Genomic DNA, 20,050 nt, shown 5'->3' on the forward strand with positions numbered 1-20,050 from the left:
TTCCGTAATTCCTACTTCAATCTACCAGCCAAGGTAGCGACTATAGATAATAACTGGGCGGGTGAGATCGGTTTAGCGAAGTGCATTTGAAAACCTGCGGCTAAAGCTTCTGTATGGTCTGCATATTCAGCATAGGCTGTGAGGGCGGCGGCGGGAATTTTTCCCCCGGCTTCAGGACTCAACTCTCTGACCTGACGAATTAAACTATAACCGTCTTCTTCTGGTAAACCAATATCAGATAAAAGTGCATCATACCCACCAGGGTTGGCTATCAGGGTGGCGAGAGCTTCTTTTGCTGATTCCACTCCTGTCATTTCCGCTCCAGACTGTTCGAGAACCTTTTTAAATAATTGGATGATCTCTGCTTGATCATCTACCACTAATACCCGTACTCCTTCCAGAGATGGAATTTCATCCATTGGTAGTTCTGGCTGATTTATGCAAGCTGCTGGTTCCGTGAATGTAGGCGAAGATATCTGTTGCTTGGGAGATTGCAGAGGTAGCCGGACTGTAAAAGTTGCCCCTTGACCTTCACCCTGGCTTTCGGCTGCAATTGTACCGCCGTGGAGTTCTACCAAATAGCGGACAATGGAAAGCCCCAGTCCCAACCCAGGGTTAGAACGGGTTCTGCTACCATCAGCTTGACGGAATCGCTCAAAAACATAGGGCAGAAAGTCAGCAGTAATACCATGACCAGTATCACTGACTAGAATTTGAGCTTGAAAATCAGTGTAATTTAGGGTGATAGTAACTTTACCGCCAACTGGGGTGAATTTAATGGCGTTAGAAAGTAAATTCCAAAATACCTGCTGTAAGCGATTCCCATCACCTACCATACTTGTGGGTGCAGGAGTTAGCTGGCGGACAATTTGAATATTTTTCGCTTCTGCTGAAAAACGCACTACCTCAATGGCAGATTCAATTACTGAAACGAGGTCAATTTGCTGGGTATCCATTCGCAGTCTACCTGCACTAATGCGAGAGATGTCTAGCAAATCTGTAATCAAATGTGCTTGAGCCTGGGCGCTGCGTTCAATAGCTGCTAAACCCTGACTAATTGTCTCTTGATCAAATTGCTTCCTCTGTAATAAATTCGACCAGCCCAGCATAGAATTAAGTGGGTTACGCAGTTCGTGGGAGAGAATCGATAAAAACTCATCTTTGGCACGGTTGGCGGCTTCTGCGGCATTGCGAGCTGACTGTTCTTGACCTAAAAGGTGGGTGCGTTCTGCTTCTAATTGCTTTTGCTGAGTAATATCTTCAATTACCAGCAGAATCATTTCCCTATTGTCTGTTAGGGTCATTTTTCGGGCATTGAGCCGCATGATTTTCTGTCCAATTTGCTCAAAGTTGTGTTCAACTTCCAGACCTTGAAACTGGTTTTCATAAGGGAGAATTTCTTCTAAAAGCGATCGCAATTGGGGAATATTCCACTGTCCATTCCCGATTTCGTAAACCAGGCGTTGTTCTGTTTCTGCTGGTAGAACCTGGAAAGTATCATAGAAAAATTGATTGGCGCTCATGACTCGTAAGTTGACATCTAGCACCACTAGAGATTCGCGCATCGTATCGACAATGGCCTGCACATAATCTCTGGATGTTCTAATCAGATCCGAACTGCGTTTCAGGTCGTCAATATCAACTAAAATCACCACAGCACCATCAATTTTGTTGTCTATTGTCCGATACGGTCGAATCCGCAGGTCATACCAACGCCCGTTTTTGTCTTGAAGTTCTTGTGTTTTAAAATTGAGAGTACCAATTACATCTAAAATTTGTTTCTCTAAGTCAGGAATATTCAAGTTGTGATTAATATCACTGATTGGTCGCCCCATATCACTGGAAATTAAGTTAAAAATTTTTTCAGCTACCGGGGTATAGCGGCGAATTTGCAGATTTCCTCCCAACATCAGGATGGGAATATTAATACTACTGAGGAGATTTTGTAAATCATTAGTGACTTCGTTTGACTGGATATTACGCCGTTGTAGTTCGTCGTTAATCGTATTCAGTTCTTCGTTGGTAGCCTGAATTTCTTCCTTGGCTGTTTCTAATTCCTCATTGGTGCTTTGTAATTCTTCGTTGCTGGAGAGAATTTCTTCGTTAGCGGCTCGTAGATCTTCATTAGTAGCTTGCTGCTCTTCAATAATTGATTGCAGATACTCTTTATTAGCTGCTAACTCTTGTTTAAGTCGCTTAATCTCCTGCTCTTGCTCGTTGGGCTTGCGTCGCTTAGACTGCCCAGGAGGGCTAACTGCCTCTAAAATAGGGGTTGGGGAGGATGATGCAAACAGCACTAAAAAGTAGCATTCTCTAGCCGCAGGAGGTTTAAATGGAACAACATCAATTTTTACCTGCCTGACTTGCTGGTTATCTCTCATTTGTATGCCTGACTTACTCACCGGCACTTGTTTATTTTTCGCTTGATGAATAGTGGTACGTAACTCTAACCGTAATTCATCTTTCGCCATTTTCAGTAAGTTAAAATTGGGTCTGCCTAGTGGTGGTTGCAGATAAGGACTGGTATATCCCCGGAATTGCAAAATTTCCCAATCTTCGTTAATAATTACACCCACCGGAGCGTAGTCATTTAACACAATCAGGTCAGCTGCTTTATACAGTTCCACATCACTCCAGGTATCTGCGCTGACTGGTGGCTGGGTGTTGACAGTTTCTAAAGGATAGTTGTTGGTAATCAGATCCATGCCCAAGCGAGTTGCAGTAATTTTCCGGGAGTATATTTTATTCTTTCTATCCACTAAAGCAAACAAGTCCGGGAACTCACCGACTGTTTCCGATGTGCCTAACATCAAAAAACCATTGGCATTCAGACCGTAGTGGAAAATCGGCAGCAGCTTTTTCTGCACGGCGCTGCCCAAATAAATTAGCACATTGCGACAGGTAATTAAATCCAACCGGGAAAATGGGGGATCGCCAATCAGGTTTTGTCTGGCAAAAACGCACAGTTCCCGCACTGGCTTACTAATTTGATAACCGCCCTCGACGGGGACAAAGAATCGCTGGAGCCGTTCTGGTGAAATATTTACTACTTGATTTATTTTATAAATACCGTTGCGAGCTTGTTCAATTGCTGATTCGTTGATATCTGTGGCAAAAATCTGGATGGGAATATTAGTTACTTGATTAGTTAAAAACTCTAGCAAGCAGATAGCGATAGAGTAGGCTTCTTCACCTGTGGAACAACCAGCTACCCAAATGCGGATGGGTGAGTTTGGGGTTCTATTTTTGGTAATTATGGGAAAAATTTCTGTCTTTAAGGCTTCAAAGGCTTCGGGGTCGCGGAAAAAACTGGTGACAGTAATTAGTAGATCTTGATATAAAGCTTTAATTTGTGCGGGGTTATCTTGGAGATAACTGACGTAATCTTCTAGCCTGTCTAGTTTAGATAACATCATCCGTCGCTGGATGCGCCGCTTCAGGGTGGTGTTTTTGTAATGGCTAAAGTCAACTTTGGTCGCATTTAGCAGTAGAGTATAGATGATTGATAGGGAATCTGTGCCTTCAGGTATTATATCTATGGGTTTAACTGAGGTGGGATGATTAACGTAGGGATGCTGACTGATATTAGCTAATTCTGCGGCAATTTGTTGCGGTGTTAAAATAAAATCTACATAGCCGGAAGCCACGGCTGTATTCGGCATACTATTAACTTTTGCCGATGCTTCACACTGAGCAAAAGTGATCCCCCCAGCTGCTTTGATTGATTCTAGTCCCCTTGTGCCGTCAGAGTCACCCCCCGACAGTACCACCCCAATGGCTTTGTTTCCCCGTTCTTCTGCTAAGGAAATAAAGAAAGTATCAACTGTCATGGAAAATCCATGCGTCTTTTCTCGTGGACTCAGTTGCAGGATTCCTTGACTAATGTTCATCATCCTATTGGGTGGTATTACATAAACATGATTTGGTTCCACCACTATGCCATCCTCTACTTCTACCACAGGCATTTGGGTGGTGCGAGAAAGAATCTCTGTCAACAAACTTTTTTGATTGGGGCTGAGATGCTGAATTATGACAAAGGCCATACCTGTATCAATAGGTAAATGGCTGAGTAATTCTCTAAATGCTTCTAGTCCTCCGGCTGAAGCACCCATACCGACAATGGGAAATAATTCGTTTTGGCTAACCTTCCCGTCAGAAGAGTTGGATTGAGAGTTCATTATTTTCAGCCGAGCAGGTTTCGGAAAATTGTTTGTGATTAATTAAAGTTTGATGACTCTGGTTCTACTTTAGCTAAAACCGTTTGACAGATTTAGATAAAACTCACCATTGACAAATTAGACGAGAAGTGGATTCATGTCACGCAGAGGCGCAGAGTCGCAGAGAATATGAGTTAAAGAAATGTAATTTTGGCATTTCATATTCAAATTCACCAACGCTAAAATTATTATGATGGCAAAACCGGCATTATTTCAGAGATATATTCTATGCAGCTACTTCAAACAACCGACAAAGATTTTTACGTTAGATTCAAAGCACTGGTGAGCGATCGCCGGGAAGCAACGGTTGATGTTAGTGGTACAGTTAAAGATATCCTGGCTGATGTGAAAGTGCGCGGTGATGCCGCAGTTCGGGAATATACTACTAAGTTTGATCATTACAGTCCCCCATCTCTGCATTTGAGCGCTGATTTTATCGCCGCACAAGCCGCAAAATGTCCACCAGATGTTAAGGACGCTTTGGCATTAGCTGCGGACAGAATTGGGTTTTTTCATCAAAAGCAATTACCCCAAGATATTGGCTATACGGATTCCGCCGGGGTGAAATTGGGATTAAATTGGGTTTCTCTCTCCCAAGTGGGAATTTATGTTCCTGGAGGACGCGCCAGCTATCCTAGTTCTGTACTGATGAACGCCGTACCTGCAAAAATTGCGGGGGTGGAAAGAATTGTCATGGCTGTACCTATGCCTCGTGGTGAAATTAATCCGGCTGTACTGGCTGCTGCTGAAATTGCTGGGGTTACAGAAATTTATAGCATAGGTGGGGCGCAAGCGATCGCAGCTTTAGCTTATGGTACTGAAACTCTCACCCCTGTAGATAAAATTGTCGGCCCTGGTAACGCCTATGTCGCTGAAGCGAAACGTCAGGTATTTGGAACTGTGGGTATTGATAGCGTCGCCGGTCCTTCGGAAATTTTAGTGGTCGCAGATAGCCAAAATAACCCAGAATGGATAGCCTGGGATTTACTCTCCCAAGCCGAACATGATCCTAGCGCCCAATCAATTTTAATTACTGATACGGCTGCTTTTGCAGAAAAAGCGATCGCCGCAATTGAGCAAATTCTCGTAAATCTACCGACTAAGGAAGTAGCTAAAGCTAGTTGGGAAAAACATGGTGCGGTGATTTTAGTAGAAAATTTAACTGACAGTATACCCCTACTCAATCAGTTAGCTCCCGAACACGTAGAACTGTGTGTAGATGATCCCCAAGAACTGGCTAGTAAAATTAAATGTGCTGGGAGTATATTTCTAGGACGTTATACCCCAGAAGCCATTGGCGACTATTTAGGAGGACCGAATCATGTCCTACCCACCGCCCGTTCCGCCCGTTTTGCTTCTGGCTTGAGTGTCTACGACTTTCTCAAGCGCATTACCTATTTAGAATGTAATCAACAAGCCCTGCAAACCATAGGTAAAGCCGCCGTCACCTTAGCTGCTGCTGAAGGCTTACCGGCTCATGGTGGTAGTGTTTCTATTCGCCTAGAATAACTCTGCGCCCGGTGTACACATAAGTCGGTAAATTCTCGTTTGTGTCATAAGACCCCACCCCTAGCCCCTCCCCGCAAGCGAGGAGGGGAACAAGATGTCTGATTAAATTTTGTTTTTAAGGCTGGAAACTCTGTTTAGCTCAGGATGTATGTACACGGTAGCTGCGTCTGTGCGGTGGAAAAATTCAACTTTTGAGGTTGTATAGCAACAGCCAAGGAGGTTAGGACATAAACGGATAATAAAAGCGAGACACCAAAAGGGTCTTAACCCAGTCCCTGTTCCCTGCTTGCTATAACTGTGTAGGAAGATGATCTGATCATACCCCTACACAGCCAATTATCGCCTTTTAGGAGAACTGCGTTTGAGTTCCCGTTTTTCGTTTTCTCGGAGACGGCGATCGCGCCAGTCTGCTACTGTTAAGTAACCAACGCCACCAGTCACCGCTACTAGCAGTAATAAGGCGACTAAAGCCAAAATATTCAGGAATGGATTTTCCACGCTTCCCCTATAGTCCGTTACGTCCCCAAACTACCATTGCAATTGACCAAGTGAACACAACCAAGAGTGATACCCAGCCTAGTGTCAAAGTTGCCATAGTCTTACTTGCTAAATAATTACAAAACGTCTCTAATACCCATCATAATGGGAAAGGCAGTTGATTCTGCAACGGTTTTTCTGATCTGTGGATTTGAGAAAGTGAGCGAAACTTCAGATAAACAATTGATGGCGGAACGCTTAGAATCTCTCAAGGCTGGGATAATTGGGGGTGTTTCTTTGTGCAGCGCTTTCTTAATTACCAGTTTGGTCAAGAGTCTGGTATTGCTCAAATATTTTCCCACACTATTAAGTCTGCACACAGAGATTAATTGGCATTGGTGGCTGAGTGGGGGAATTGCGGGGATTTCTGGGTTATTATTTGGTGTCACTTATCGCTATATCATCCGCACAGATCAAAATCTGCAACTGAAATCTGGTGGTGTGCTGGCTTTCGGTTTAGTGCGCGGCTTAACCCAGATTGATCATACTCATGGAATGTTACCCGGTTTCGTGCTGGCGGGGGAAAGTGTTTTGTGGTTTGCAGTGGGTGCGATCGCCCTGGAAACTACAATTAAATTAGGTTGGCTCAAAGCTTTTAACTCAAAGGCATAATAAAACTTATTAATCTGAAAAGTTACACTAGAGCAAATAGTAACAATTTCGAGCGCCACAAATCCATGCCAGCACCCCATTCTCTTAAAACCCCCTATTTTCTCCAGCAGTTACAGTGGGTAGCAGATCCTGTAGGCTATATGGAAAAAGCTGTCCAACAATATCCTGACATTTTCACAGCTAATGTAGTGGGTTTTGGTAATAACTTGGTATTTGTCAACGATTCCCAGGGAATCCAAGAAATTCTAACCAATGACCGTAAAAAGTTTTTTGCTAGTGGTGAAAAAAACAAAATTTTACAACCTTTAATCGGTGATTATTCGGTGATGATGCTGGATGGCGATCGCCACAGAAAACGGCGACAATTGGTAATGCCATCTTTTCATGGCGACCGGATGCGAAGTTATAGTCAGGCCATTACTGACATTACCGCAAAAGTCTGGAGTCAATTACCCCACAATCAATCTTTTACGGCTCGTGATGTCACCCAAGATATTACATTACAAGTGATGTTACAGACCGTCTTCGGAGTATACGCAGGAGAACGCCACCAACAACTAAAAGCACAATTACAGCGCATAGCGGATGTCTTTCGCTCACCTTTGACTTCTAGTCTGCTATTTTTCCCCTCTCTACAAAAGAATTTAGGTGCGTGGAGTCCCTGGGGTAAATTTTTAAGAGATAGACAGGAATTAGACAATTTAATTTACGCTGAAATTGCCGAACGCCGTCAGCAGAACTTTGAAAATCGTGTTGATATCCTTTCTTTATTGATGTCAGCAACAGATGAAGCCGGTCACCCGATGACAGATCAAGAATTACGTGATGAGTTAATGACTCTATTGTTTGCTGGATATGAAACCACAGCTACATCAATGGCTTGGGGATTATATTTGATTCACAAACACCCAGAAGTTCGGGAAAAACTGCTGGAAGAATTGGATAGTCTGGGTGATTCACCAGATCCCATGAGCATTTTCCGTTTACCTTATCTCACAGCTGTGTGTAATGAAATCTTGCGGATTTATCCCGTGGCTATGTTGACCTTTCCCAGAATAGTCAAAGAACCAATGGAACTTTTGGGATATTCTTTAAAACCAGGTACAGCAGTATGTGGCTGTATCTATCTGACTCACCAGCGTGAGGATTTATACTCAGAACCTAAAAAGTTTAAACCAGAGCGCTTTCTCGAACGCCAATTTTCTCCTTATGAATTTATCCCCTTTGGTGGCGGTGTGCGTCGCTGTATGGGTGAGGCTTTGGCAGTGTTTGAACTGAAAATAGTATTAGCAAAAATTATATCAAGCTATCAACTGGCGTTGGTAGATGATCAACCCGAAGTACCTCGCCGTAGAGGTGTTACTCTTGCGCCTGGGCGTGGTGTGACAATGGTAATTACAGGGGAGCGATCGCCACAATTATCTCCAGTGAGTATGGCGACAAGTTAAACTCAAAACTGGGACAATCTCCAAGCAGTGATAAAATTTTCATAGTATTATTTTTCTCACGTAAATCTGATTTGATATGGAATCCCTAACCTCTCGTATGCAGGCGGTACAGTCGCCAATTATTCCTGTGGTTGGGGAATTAATTCAAAATCACCCCGGTACGATTTCTTTAGGACAGGGTGTAGTTTCATACGACCCACCCCCGGAGGCGATCGCACTGTTACCCCAGTTCCTTGCGGAATCAACTAATAATTTATACAAAGCAGTTGAGGGTATTCCCCCATTATTGGCAGCACTGGCGGCGAAGTTGCAAACCTTCAATAACATTGCAATTGCTGAGGATAACTGCATTTTAGTGACTGCCGGCAGCAATATGGCCTTTATGAATGCCATTTTAGCGATTACTTCCCCTGGTGACGAAATTATCCTGAATACGCCTTACTATTTTAATCATGAAATGGCGATCGCCATCGCTGGTTGTCGAGCAGTCTTAGTCGCCACAGATGAAAATTATCAACTCCGTCCCCAGGCGATCGCCCAAGCAATCACCCCCAAAACCAGGGCTATAGTCACAATTTCCCCCAATAACCCCACCGGAGTCGTCTATTCAGAAGCCGCATTACAACAGGTAAACCAAATCTGCGCTACTCATAGCATTTACCACATTAGTGATGAAACCTACGAATATTTTACCTACAACGGCGTAAAACACATTTCCCCTGGGGCGTTTAGTGGTAGCCGAAAACACACCATCTCTTTGTATAGCCTTTCTAAAGCTTACGGTTTTGCTAGCTGGCGCATTGGCTATATGGTGATTCCCCAACACTTATTAATCGCCGTCAAAAAAATTCAAGACACCATTCTCATTTGTCCCCCAGTAGTTTCACAGTATGCAGCGTTAGGAGCATTACAAGCCAAGCCAGAGTATTTACAGGAAAATATTGGGGAGATCGCCGCAGTCCGAGAAATCGTCATCAATGCCCTCAAACCCTTAGAAAATTTATGTAGTATTACTTACGGCAATGGTGCTTTTTATTTTTTCCTGAAAGTCCACACGCCCATAAATGACTTTGAATTAGTAAAACAATTGATACAGCAGCACCAAGTAGCAGTCATTCCAGGGACAACCTTCGGCATGGAAACAGGCTGTTATTTGCGGGTTGCCTATGGAGCATTGCAGAAAGATACCGCCCAAGCAGGTATAAAAAGATTAGTCCAAGGTTTAGAGGGTGTTTGAAAAGTATTATATGAAACCCATAATCTCCAAAAACCTAACCCCCCTACCCCCCTTCCCTACCAGAAAATGGGGTTTTCAAAGCCTCTCCAGTAATAAAAGTAATTCCTTTCCCCTCTCCTTGTAGGAGAGGGTTAGGGAGAGGTCGGGGAGAGGTTTGGAGAGGGGTCAATTTATACATTAAAAACTTTTAAAACATCCTCTTAGAGATGTTATTACAAAGTCGGGAGAATCAGAAAAATTCCCCCTGACCCCATTAATCTAAAATGAACTCGACAAACTCTGCTTGTCCAGCCAACATATTTTTATCTACAGCCGACAAAGTTTTATGATGAGAAGCGGGAGAATTTAAACACCGACACACTAACTCAGCCACATCTGGCCGATGAATAGTCCCCACAACACCCGGATCTTCCGTTAAAATCCCATTTCCCGTTGCTGGTTCCGACTTTAACCCACCAGGGCGAATAATCGTATAGATTAATCCACTAGAAATTAAGTGTTGTTCAGCCTTGTCTTTTTCTACCAACACAGGCCCCAGAGTTGCTAAAGCTTGGGGAGGTAAAGCACCAGCACTATTACCAGTTCCAATGGAAGAAACTAAAATAAACCTTTTGATTCCAGCTTTCACACCCACATCAATGAGATTTTTATTACCAAGGTAATCAGCCCTTTCACCTTCAGAAGGTAGACCGCCAATGGTACTAATAATAGTATGAATAGGCTCATCTGTGAGAATTGCTGCTTCCAGATCACTGACATTTAAAGCATCTCCCATCACAGTTTTAATCCCCATCGCTGTTAATTCAGTCACAGCAGCTTCGTTTCTCAGCAGGGCTTTTACCGGGAGATTTCCTACTGATAAGCATTGGGCAATTTCTTTACCAACACCACGACTTGCGCCTGCAAGAAAGATATAAGATGCACTTGTCATATTAATTCTCAATTATCTTCCAGGAATCTATCATAAAATCACAGGAAAAACTAACTCACATTTTGATTTATCAGAGTATTTAAGGCAAAAATTAGCATTAAACCGCCTCAACTAATATCAATTTACATATAATTTTTCAGAAGTTTTTCTATCATTTCGTCAACACTCTCTTGAGTATTAGAATTACACCAACCTGATCTAAAACTGCACAAAATCATCAAATCTATTAATTCATCTCTCCTCATCTGCGTGCAATTATTCTGTAAATCTGACTCTATGCACTAAAATGTTACCAGTAGGTTCACTATAGAATACCCAGTTATGTCTAGGAAAATTGTGTTCCTATAGATCATGAAAGATTGTTGTATCACAACGAATGCAGATGGATTGGATTAGCTTACTCAAAGCCCAACAAGCTGACTTCCTTCAACGTTTAACAAAACCTAAAACTCATGATTTATTTTTGCTGGTAAATCCAGTCAAAGGGTGTCACAGCGAGATGGTTGAGTTTTCAGGTGATAAATTGTCAGAAATCAAGGAATTTTCCCGCCAAAAAGCCGAAATTGTTGCTAAAAATCCCCCACCCATACCACCGGAATATCCCGACGATGTGTACTGGGATATACCTTTTTCCGAATACTTCCAGAAAGAAGCAGCAAAATATCTGTTGCGAGAAGAAATTGTTACCTCGGTAATGGCTAAACGCCTGGGTAAGTTAGCGAAAAAATTACCCCAAGACCCTGTGGAAAATATGGTGTTAGATGATGAAGGGAATTTACGCGGAGAGAGTAAATTTACTTACGTCCTTACAGATAATCTTCAGTGGAAGGTGCAAGTTCACGCAGTAGATGAAGAAAGTGTTAATAGTATTAAAAAAAATAAAGTTAGGTGGTCAGTTACTCAAGATGATTTAAAAAATCATGTATTAATATTTTTGTGTTTATTGCGGCAATTTTCTACTGATGACTGTCAGCAAAAGCCGGCGATAATTGCTGGTTTTTTACCAAGCAACCAAATAGAATTTTCAGACCAAAAAGTGTATATTACGCCGAGTGATTTGTGGTATTCTGGGGGCTTAAGTTGGTATTTTAAATCATTAATCACCGAAACAGAAACACCATTATTAGTTAAGAAAAATCAGATAAAAACGACGGTTGAAACTTTACCACCAGAACATCCAGAAAAGGAAGTGATTGGTGATTGGGAATGTTGGCAAACATTAAAAAGTCATAACCAGGGAATTAATTGTTTAATTTTTAGTTCTAGGTCTAATAATGGTCAAAATTCACCTATATTAGCCAGTGGTAGCCGTGGAGAAATCAAACTATGGGATTTAAGTAAGGGTGAATTAATCGCAACATTATTAGAATCCCCTTGGGTAAAATCTGGGGAAATTAATCAGGTTAATTCTTTAGCATTTAGTACAGATGGACAAACTTTAGTCAGTGGTGGTGCAGATTCGACAGTTAAGCTTTGGCATATCGGCGGATTAGATTTGATCGATATCCTCGACAAGCATCATAGTATGGTGCGGTGTGTGGCTTTTACTCCCGATGGAGGAATGTTGGTAACTGCTGGAGATGATAGGAAAGTTTTGTTTTGGGATTTGGTGCAGCGTCAGGTGGCGATCGCCTTATCCTTAGATGATACAGCTGCTCATTCCCTGGTGATTAGTCCCAATGGGCAAACTTTGGCTATAGGTAGCTACCGCAAAATCAAAGTGTGGCAGACTTTACAACCCAATGAATGGAAAACTCTCAAAGATTCACCACCGTTATATACCCTGACTGGTCATTCTCACATCGTTTCTGCCCTAGCTATCTGTGCAGATGCTAAACTGCTAGTCAGTGGTAGTTGGGATCACACCATTAAAATTTGGCACTTGGAAACAGGGAAATTAATCCGTACTCTCACAGGACATAGAGATCGAGTATATGCGATCGCCCTCAGTCCCGACCAACAAATTATCGCCAGTGGTAGTGCAGATCACACCATCAAATTATGGCATTTAGAAACAGGTGAATTGCTAGCCACTTTCACAGGTCATAGTCATACAGTTACAGCCCTAGCCTTCACAGATTCCGGCGAAATGTTAGTTTCTGGCAGTTGGGATCAAACAATCAAAATTTGGCAAAGAAGCTGATTAGGGAGGCTTTGAATGACATCTGTGCCGAAAAATTACCTACCGCAGCGTTTAAATTGGCTCCAGATATTTAAGTTATGTGAAATCACCAAAAAGTCAGTAGGCTAAGATTGGGTAAAACCAAAAAATGTATATTAATGTACTTTTATGCTCAATAATCTCGGATTTGTCTTAAAATTGCTGATACTGTCCGCCTTGTTATCAGTAGGAATAAAATATCTAGGGCCGAATTTATCCATACCAGCCACAGATACTAACGCCTTAATTATAGTTTTATCACCAACTATGATCATGGCGATCGCTTTATTTTGGAGATTTCAGTCAGCACACCAACAAAATTAAGAGAAATTGTTAAAATCAGCTAACCTAATCTCAACGACATAGCTGGGGGATAGCCTGTGAATCTTGGTCAATGGATCGGCTTAATCGCCATAGTCCTTTCCTTATATATCTTATGGCAAATTCGGCAAGTGCTATTACTGATATTTGCCGCAGTCGTCTTAGCTTCCACCTTAAACCGCCTAGCCAAACGCATTCAAGGCCTCGGAGTTAGACGTGGCTTTGCTGTTGTCCTCTCCGTAGCGATTTTTTTCGCCGGAGTTGTGACTTTTTTCTGGCTAATTGTTCCCCCCTTCGCAGAGCAGTTTCAAGAACTCACATATCGAGTTCCCCAAGGGTTTGCGCGGTTTAATGGTTGGATACAAAGACTAGAAAACCTAGTTCCTACTGAATTAGTTTCTTATATTCCCAATTTAAACGACCTAATTGCACAAGCACAACCTTTTCTCAACGAAATATTAGGAAACTCCTTCGCCTTTGTATCCAGTTCTTTAGAAGTGATACTCAAGATATTATTAGTCTTAGTATTAACAGGAATGTTCTTAGCCGATCCTGAAGCCTATCGTAGATTATTTATTCGCCTATTTCCCTCATTTTATCGCTCCAGAATCGATGGGATTTTAGAACAATGTGAAGTTTCCTTAGAAGGATGGATTACAGCCGCTTTTATTGCCATGAGTTTTGTGGGAATATTAAGTGTCATAGGCTTATCCATTTTGAAAGTCAAAGCCGCCCTAGCTTTAGGAGTTTTAGCCGGATTTCTCAACTTAATTCCTAACTTAGGCCCGACATTGAGTGTGACACCAGCAATGGCGATCGCCCTATTAGATAATCCCTGGAAACCTGTAATTGTCTTCATACTCTATTTTGTCATTCAACAAATTGATGCTAATGTCATTACTCCCACAGTCATGTCACAACGGGTTTCACTACTACCAGCAATAACCTTAATTTCTCAACTATTTTTCGTCACATTCTTTGGCTTCTTAGGATTATTTTTAGCCCTACCATTAACAGTAGTTGTTAAAATTTGGCTGCAAGAAGTATTGATTAAAGATGTTCTAGATCAATGGGGTAGTAATCACCGCAAAGAAACTGAATTAGTCATAATTTCTCAATCTTCTCCCCCAGATACTGAATGGGTAACAGAAGCTGAAACTGCTGAAGCAGAAACAAAACTAGATAACAGCGTACCACAGGAAGAATAATAACCATACTTCACACAAACAGCCATATTTAAGTCAAGTGCTGAAAAATAATTTTGTGTAATTCTAACTCCGTAAAAGGCTTTTTTAAATATCCAGAAGCTCCCACTAATCTCGCCTTCACTTGATCAACAATTCCCTGGAATCCTGTGACAAAGATTATCGGTGTATCCTTAAAATTAGCATTATTTCGTATAACTCGGCACAACTCATAACCGTCAATTCCTGGCATATTCAGATCCAATAAAATTACATCTGGCTTGTGTCTAATAATCGACATTACAGCCTTTATTGGATCATTAATTATCACCACAACACAACTTTCACTTTCTAAAAAACGATCAATTTCCTTGAGAATTGTCGGACTATCATCTACAGCAACAATTTTATAAACTTTTTGGGTAGTTATAGTAGCAGTCGTTACTCTTTCTCTACTCCGGTTCGTGTTATTTAATATTGTTAGTTCCGGAATATGTTCACTTACAAAAGTAGAACTATCTGGAAATTGCTCTACAGGAATATCATCAGCAACTTGACTATTATTTTGAATCGTCTCTACTGGAATATCCACTAAATTTGTTCGTAGTGATTCTATCGTATAAGTAGAATACAATGATAAATCTTCCAGATTTCTTGGTAATTGATCATACGGTGGATCTGGTTCATGCAATATAACTCCACCTTTGATAATGTCAGCGTATAACGTTTTAGCTAATTCCATCTCATTTTGATTCATCATCACCGCCAAATGACGTAAGCTAAAACCCTTCATCCAGTTAGATAAATGTGGCTGGATATCTGGATTATGAACCATGCTAGTAGTCAAAAGATATGGGCGCTGATAAGGTGAAGAAATATAAGGTGTGAAAGATAACCAATTACGTAATTGAATCTGGCAGAAATTTATTACTTTTTCTACATCCAATTTGCATATTGCTGATACCTCTATCTGGGAATCACTTAATGCAAAGTTACCAGCCTTAATTAACAACAATGATTCCACTACTTCTTTAACTAACTCTTGAACCAGCAAAGTTGCTTGTGCAGAATTTAAATACCCTTCACTTATTAGCCACTTAAGAGCTTGATAATCCGCAGGTTGCTTATTAACATTACCATGAGATTCAGCATCAAACATTAAGCGTAATTGCACACAAGTTTCGCTAGTCACCCCTGGAATTTGATCACTTAACCGATGTAAATGGCGTTCTAGTCTGTCAAAAGGTGCTACAGAATGAGTCGCATAGATTATTTTCCCCTCCTGGAGGTAAATTGACCAAGTGACTAAGTTACTAAAAGCTTGAAAACAAGTAGTATCATAAGAACTAGATAAGTGTCTTAACAGACTCTGAGGACGTAATCTTGTCAAGGTGCCAAAGTTATACATATTTTGGAGGATTTATAAAATAGTACACAAAATACAGAATATACCTAAAACGGAATTTTGATTCTGTGAATTTTTTGAATATTTAATATTTTTCTGAAAATAAAAGTAATTAATTAGTATCTAGGTGCATATAATAAGTTGTAAAATGGCTCTTTCAAAAGAATGCTAAACATTGCTCTGCTTAAATTAAAAAATCTGGCTAAATTTAATTTAGCTGCCAAATTAGCTACTAAAATTAGGAGTAATTGTAATAGTTAAAAAAATCTAATTAATCTCCCCAAAAACTTGCCCTATCAATGATTTCTGAAATAGATATGGCCACAAATTTTATAAGAGACTGGGCTTTATTATTTGATAACAACCCAGGTCAGCACCTGAGACATAAAGCCCTCATAGCTGAGGAAATTAAGTATATCCTCATTAATAAATGGTATATATAGATCATTTGCTAAAACCTATCTTTTTCATAAAGATTGCACTGATTACGGCTAAACATTTATGTTTAGTCTTGTAAGCTCCGGAAACGGAAATATATACTTTGAAAAAAGGAAAATAAAGCATTGCAGTATAACATAACAGAAAAAGTTATGCACGATACCTTAAAACTGGATGAAATAGTTGAATTTGCCGAAAATCCTGAACCCCGTTGTCCTTGCGTCCTACTGCTAGACACATCTGGCTCCATGCAAGGAGAACCAATAGAAGCATTAAATCAGGGCTTGCTCAGTTTAAAGGATGAATTAGTCAAAAATTCCTTGGCATCCAGACGGGTCGAAGTAGCGATTATCACATTTGATAGTAATGTCAATATAGTCCAAGACTTTGTGACAGCCGATCAATTTAACCCACCCATATTGACAGCACAAGGACTAACCACAATGGGATCGGGAATTCATAAAGCATTAGATATGGTGCAAGAGCGTAAAGCCCTATATCGTGCCAATGGCATTGCTTACTATCGTCCTTGGGTATTTATGATTACAGATGGAGAACCACAAGGGGAACTAGATCAACTCATAGAGCAAGCCGCCCAACGCTTGCAAGTAGAAGAAGCCAATAAAAGAGTGGCATTCTTTACAGTAGGTGTAGAAAATGCTAACATGACTCGCCTAAATCAATTAGCCGTGCGGACTCCACTCAAACTTAAAGGATTAAACTTTATTGAAATGTTTGTTTGGTTGTCAGCCAGTATGTCAGCAGTGTCCCATTCCCAGGTAGATGAACAGGTAGCATTACCACCCATTGGCTGGGGGACTATTTAACAGCTGATGCACGGCTTAGACACGGACAGCTAGCGGCTTGGAAAAATCTATGAACACAACATCAAAACAGATATCTCATTGGCGAGTAGTCGCCGCATCTGTATGTGGTACAAGTCACATCAGGAACCAGCAGCTGTGTCAAGATGCTCACCACTGGCAGCTATTACCAGGAAATGTGTTGGTAGTTGCTGCTGCTGATGGTGCTGGTTCTGCTAGCCAGGGAAAAGTGGGGGCAATGGTAGCTGTAGAAACAGCGATCGAAAATCTAGCTATCCAAGAAATTACTAGAGATTCCCTTACAGATGACAGCACTGTGCAATCACTGTTGCATACATCCTTACTAGCCGCGAAAAAAGCTGTGGAGGATGAAGCGCTAGCTTGTAGTAAACAACCTCAAGATTTAGCAACTACCTTAATTATTATGGTTGCCACACCTGAAATGGTGGCAGTTATACAAATTGGTGACGGTTTAGCAGTAGCCAAAAATAGTCAGGGTAACTTAGTGGCGCTGACCATACCTGATAATGGTGAACACATTAACGAAACTACTTTTTTAACTTCCCCTGATGCCTTAAATACAGCACAAATGAGATTATGGCGTGAATCCATAGTTAATATTGGTGTCCTCACTGATGGACTACAAATGCTGGCTTTAAACATGGTCATTAATGAACCTCACAAACCATTCTTTTTTCCTTTATTCGACTTTGTAGAAAATGCCGAAGATCAGAAATTAGCTCATGAGCAGTTGGTGAGGTTTTTAGGTTCTGAGCGGATTACGCAACGTACTGATGATGATCTGACGCTGATTTTAGCTGGGTTCAAAAGTGCTGAATGCTGAGTTAAGAAAATATTTGAAATGTTGCTAAATTTTGATGCTTCTTATTCTCATAAATGTTGTGTTAATTTTGCGATATTACTCTTTTACATCACCCCATTCACCGTGATTTCATCATGCAAGTCTTACGTTGTCTTCCCGAACAAGAAATTCTCAACCTCAGCGTTAGTTTGGGGCGTGGCGGTGAAGCTTGTATCTATGCATTGCCGTCCTCTGGTGATTTAGTAGCCAAGGTTTATCACAAGCCAACAGTTGCTCACGCTCAAAAACTCCGGGCGATGCTTGCTAATCCTCCAGAAAACCCTACGGCTAGCTTGGGACATATTTCTATTGCTTGGCCGCAGGATTTATTGTGGGCGACAGATAAAGGTAAGGACATTATCGGGTTTTTGATGCCCCGGATTCACGGGATGCGTCCGATTATCGACTTTTACAATCCCAGAACCCGCCGTGAACACTGTCCCTTATTTAATTATCAATATCTGTTACGCACAGCTCGGAATTTAGCAGCAGCTTTTGGGGCTTTACATAATAGTGGCTATTGCGTTGGTGACGTGAATGAGTCCAATATTCTGGTCAGCGATACAGCACTGGTGACGTTGGTGGATACGGATTCCTTCCAAGTATATGATCCTGATCGGCATCTTGTTTATCGCTGTGCAGTGGGTAAACCAGAGTTTACTCCTCCAGAATTACAGAATAAAACTTTTGCTGAACACGATCGCCATATTAATCATGATTTGTTTGGCTTGGCAGTATTGATTTTTCAACTGTTGATGGAAGGTACTCACCCCTTTTCGGGCATATTTCAAGGTGTTTCTGAGCCACCACCCTATGAAGCCCGGATTGCTGCGGGACATTTCACCTATAGTCAACAGCGTCGCGTACCTTATCGCCCTACGCCCATTGCACCTGCTTGGGAAGTGCTGCATCCCAAGTTAAAACAATTATTTGTACGTTGTTTTGAAGATGGTCACAATGACCCACAGCTACGCCCCAACGCCCAAACTTGGTTATCAGTGTTGGCGGAAGCGGAAGATAGCCTAATTACTTGTACTACTAATCCCCAGCATCGCTACAACAACCATTTAGATAGTTGTCCTTGGTGTGAACGTACTTTGCGCTTAGGTGGACGTGATCCTTTTCCATCACCGAGAGCTGTGGAAAATCGAGAACATCTGCGCCCGCGAGTTGTACCGAAAAGGCGTTATCCTCAACGTTCACGTCCTCCACAACCAGTCACTCCGCATCAGCGCATCAATTATTGGCAGCCAGTAGCTACTTCTGGTTATTCTCCTTATCAACATCACCAGAAAACCAAGTTCTATCCGGCTATTTTGTGTTTACTGGGTTTTGGTCTGTTGGGCTATTTGGATGTAGCAATTAAATTCACTCGTCCTTATGTTTCTCAAAATGCCTACACTCAACAAACGTTGATGGGTCTTCCGCAGGAACCACCAGCAGAAGTTCTCACTTTTGCCGATTACTATAAACAGGGTCATGCTGCTTACCAAATCCGAGATTACCAGCAAGCTGTAGAAAACTTCACTAAAGCCATAGAAAATGACGCAACAAATGCCAGGGCTTATGTGAACCGGGGTAATGCTCGCTATAACTTAAAAGATTATGAAAAGGCGCTGGAAGACTATAACCAAGCGTTGGAAATTAACCCGGAAGAAGTTAAAGCTTTTATCCACCGAGGTAATGCCCGTTATATGATGGCTGAATATAGCCATGATCCTGATCGGGAATATAATATGGCGATCGCTGATTTTAACCAAGCTCTGTGGATTAACAATCAGGAAATAGAAGCCTATATTAGAAGAGGTATAGTCCGTTCTCAAATGGCTAGGTATAGCGGTCAATCCTTGCAAGATTATCAAAAAGCCATTGTCGATTTTACTCAAGCCATTAAACTGAATGCATCCAGAGCCGAAGCTTACTTTCAGCGCGGTGAAGTTCGCTATAAAATGGCACAATTCAGTAGCAACTTTATTCCAGAATATCACCAGGTGATTGCTGACTTTAACCAAGCACTCAAAATTAATAGCAAATTAGCAAAAGTCTACCTCAAAAGAGGGATGATTCGCTATGAACTTACACAATATGCTGGCACAGATTCTGACACTAATAATGTCAAGGCGATTGAAGATTTACAAACAGCTGCCAAACTCTCCTTAGAACAAGAAGATACAGAAAGCTACCAGCAAGCCTTAAGCGGTCTCTGTGTAATCATAGAAAGTCAATGCACTGCTTTATTACAAAGCTCTGCTATCGGGCAATATACAGGCAACAATTAATTAAAAAACTAGTAAATTTACTGCTAGTTTTTTCTAAATAGTTTTTCAGTAACGCAAAATAAACATGATAAGAGTAGTAAAATTC

Annotated in this window: 15 protein-coding genes; 10 read left to right on the plus strand and 5 right to left on the minus strand. The window is 41.4% G+C overall.

The annotated features are described in order from the left end of the window. Positions 1-11: 11 nt before the first annotated feature. Entirely contained in the window at positions 12-4,178 is a 4,167-nt protein-coding gene (locus tag VB620_RS13685; RefSeq protein WP_323196705.1) for a chemotaxis protein CheB, read from the minus strand. Between the two features lie 267 nt (positions 4,179-4,445). Here VB620_RS13685 and hisD point away from each other — a divergent pair, with 267 nt between their 5' ends. Next, positions 4,446-5,726, plus strand: a complete 1,281-nt coding sequence (hisD, locus tag VB620_RS13690) for a histidinol dehydrogenase (protein ID WP_323196706.1) — start codon at positions 4,446-4,448, stop codon at positions 5,724-5,726. A 336-nt stretch (positions 5,727-6,062) separates the two neighbouring features. Here hisD and VB620_RS13695 read toward each other — a convergent pair whose 3' ends face one another. Together VB620_RS13695 and petN are read right to left on the minus strand one after the other, a co-directional pair. Further along, entirely contained in the window at positions 6,063-6,224 is a 162-nt protein-coding gene (locus VB620_RS13695) for a hypothetical protein (RefSeq protein WP_323196707.1), read from the minus strand. A 7-nt stretch (positions 6,225-6,231) separates the two neighbouring features. Further along, a complete protein-coding gene (petN, locus tag VB620_RS13700; protein WP_006195543.1) occupies positions 6,232-6,321 on the minus strand; it encodes a cytochrome b6-f complex subunit PetN in 90 nt (29 codons plus the stop codon). A gap of 128 nt (positions 6,322-6,449) precedes the next feature. Between petN and VB620_RS13705 the strand changes: the two genes are divergently transcribed. The 3 genes from VB620_RS13705 (at position 6,450) to VB620_RS13715 (ending at position 9,560) form a co-directional block, all read left to right on the plus strand. Further along, the gene (locus VB620_RS13705) at positions 6,450-6,875 is read left to right on the plus strand and encodes a hypothetical protein (protein ID WP_323196717.1); all 426 of its coding nucleotides are present in this window, start codon (positions 6,450-6,452) and stop codon (positions 6,873-6,875) included. Between the two features lie 65 nt (positions 6,876-6,940). Continuing rightward, on the plus strand, positions 6,941-8,323 hold the full coding sequence (locus VB620_RS13710) for a cytochrome P450 (protein ID WP_323196708.1): 1,383 nt from the start codon (positions 6,941-6,943) through the stop codon (positions 8,321-8,323). A gap of 76 nt (positions 8,324-8,399) precedes the next feature. Beyond that, on the plus strand, positions 8,400-9,560 hold the full coding sequence (locus VB620_RS13715; RefSeq protein ID WP_323196709.1) for a pyridoxal phosphate-dependent aminotransferase: 1,161 nt from the start codon (positions 8,400-8,402) through the stop codon (positions 9,558-9,560). A 253-nt stretch (positions 9,561-9,813) separates the two neighbouring features. On the opposite strand, the gene VB620_RS13720 is transcribed toward VB620_RS13715, so the two are convergent. After that, a complete protein-coding gene (locus VB620_RS13720; protein WP_323196710.1) occupies positions 9,814-10,491 on the minus strand; it encodes an SDR family oxidoreductase in 678 nt (225 codons plus the stop codon). Positions 10,492-10,873: 382 nt separating this feature from the next. Between VB620_RS13720 and VB620_RS13725 the strand changes: the two genes are divergently transcribed. The 3 genes from VB620_RS13725 to VB620_RS13735 all read left to right on the plus strand — a co-directional run bounded on the left by VB620_RS13725 (position 10,874) and on the right by VB620_RS13735 (position 14,181). Next, positions 10,874-12,634, plus strand: coding sequence for a WD40 repeat domain-containing protein (locus VB620_RS13725; protein ID WP_323196711.1), 1,761 nt, complete (start codon positions 10,874-10,876; stop codon positions 12,632-12,634). Between the two features lie 147 nt (positions 12,635-12,781). Beyond that, positions 12,782-12,976: a hypothetical protein gene (locus VB620_RS13730; RefSeq protein WP_323196712.1), complete on the plus strand. Its 195-nt coding sequence runs from the start codon at positions 12,782-12,784 to the stop codon at positions 12,974-12,976. Between the two features lie 56 nt (positions 12,977-13,032). Then, positions 13,033-14,181: an AI-2E family transporter gene (locus VB620_RS13735; protein ID WP_323196713.1), complete on the plus strand. Its 1,149-nt coding sequence runs from the start codon at positions 13,033-13,035 to the stop codon at positions 14,179-14,181. A gap of 28 nt (positions 14,182-14,209) precedes the next feature. Here VB620_RS13735 and VB620_RS13740 read toward each other — a convergent pair whose 3' ends face one another. Beyond that, positions 14,210-15,565: a response regulator gene (locus tag VB620_RS13740; protein ID WP_323196714.1), complete on the minus strand. Its 1,356-nt coding sequence runs from the start codon at positions 15,563-15,565 to the stop codon at positions 14,210-14,212. Positions 15,566-16,152: 587 nt separating this feature from the next. Here VB620_RS13740 and VB620_RS13745 point away from each other — a divergent pair. From VB620_RS13745 to VB620_RS13755, 3 genes are all read left to right on the plus strand, one after another. Continuing rightward, complete coding sequence (locus VB620_RS13745) at positions 16,153-16,827, plus strand: vWA domain-containing protein (RefSeq protein ID WP_323196718.1); 675 nt, start codon at positions 16,153-16,155, stop codon at positions 16,825-16,827. A 49-nt stretch (positions 16,828-16,876) separates the two neighbouring features. Next, complete coding sequence (locus VB620_RS13750; protein ID WP_323196715.1) at positions 16,877-17,668, plus strand: PP2C family serine/threonine-protein phosphatase; 792 nt, start codon at positions 16,877-16,879, stop codon at positions 17,666-17,668. Between the two features lie 113 nt (positions 17,669-17,781). Then, positions 17,782-19,965: a tetratricopeptide repeat protein gene (locus VB620_RS13755; protein ID WP_323196716.1), complete on the plus strand. Its 2,184-nt coding sequence runs from the start codon at positions 17,782-17,784 to the stop codon at positions 19,963-19,965. The last annotated feature ends 85 nt before the right edge of the window (positions 19,966-20,050 follow it).

Origin of the sequence: Nodularia harveyana UHCC-0300 (assembly GCF_034931085.1) — a bacterium.
GTDB lineage: Bacteria > Cyanobacteriota > Cyanobacteriia > Cyanobacteriales > Nostocaceae > Nodularia > Nodularia harveyana.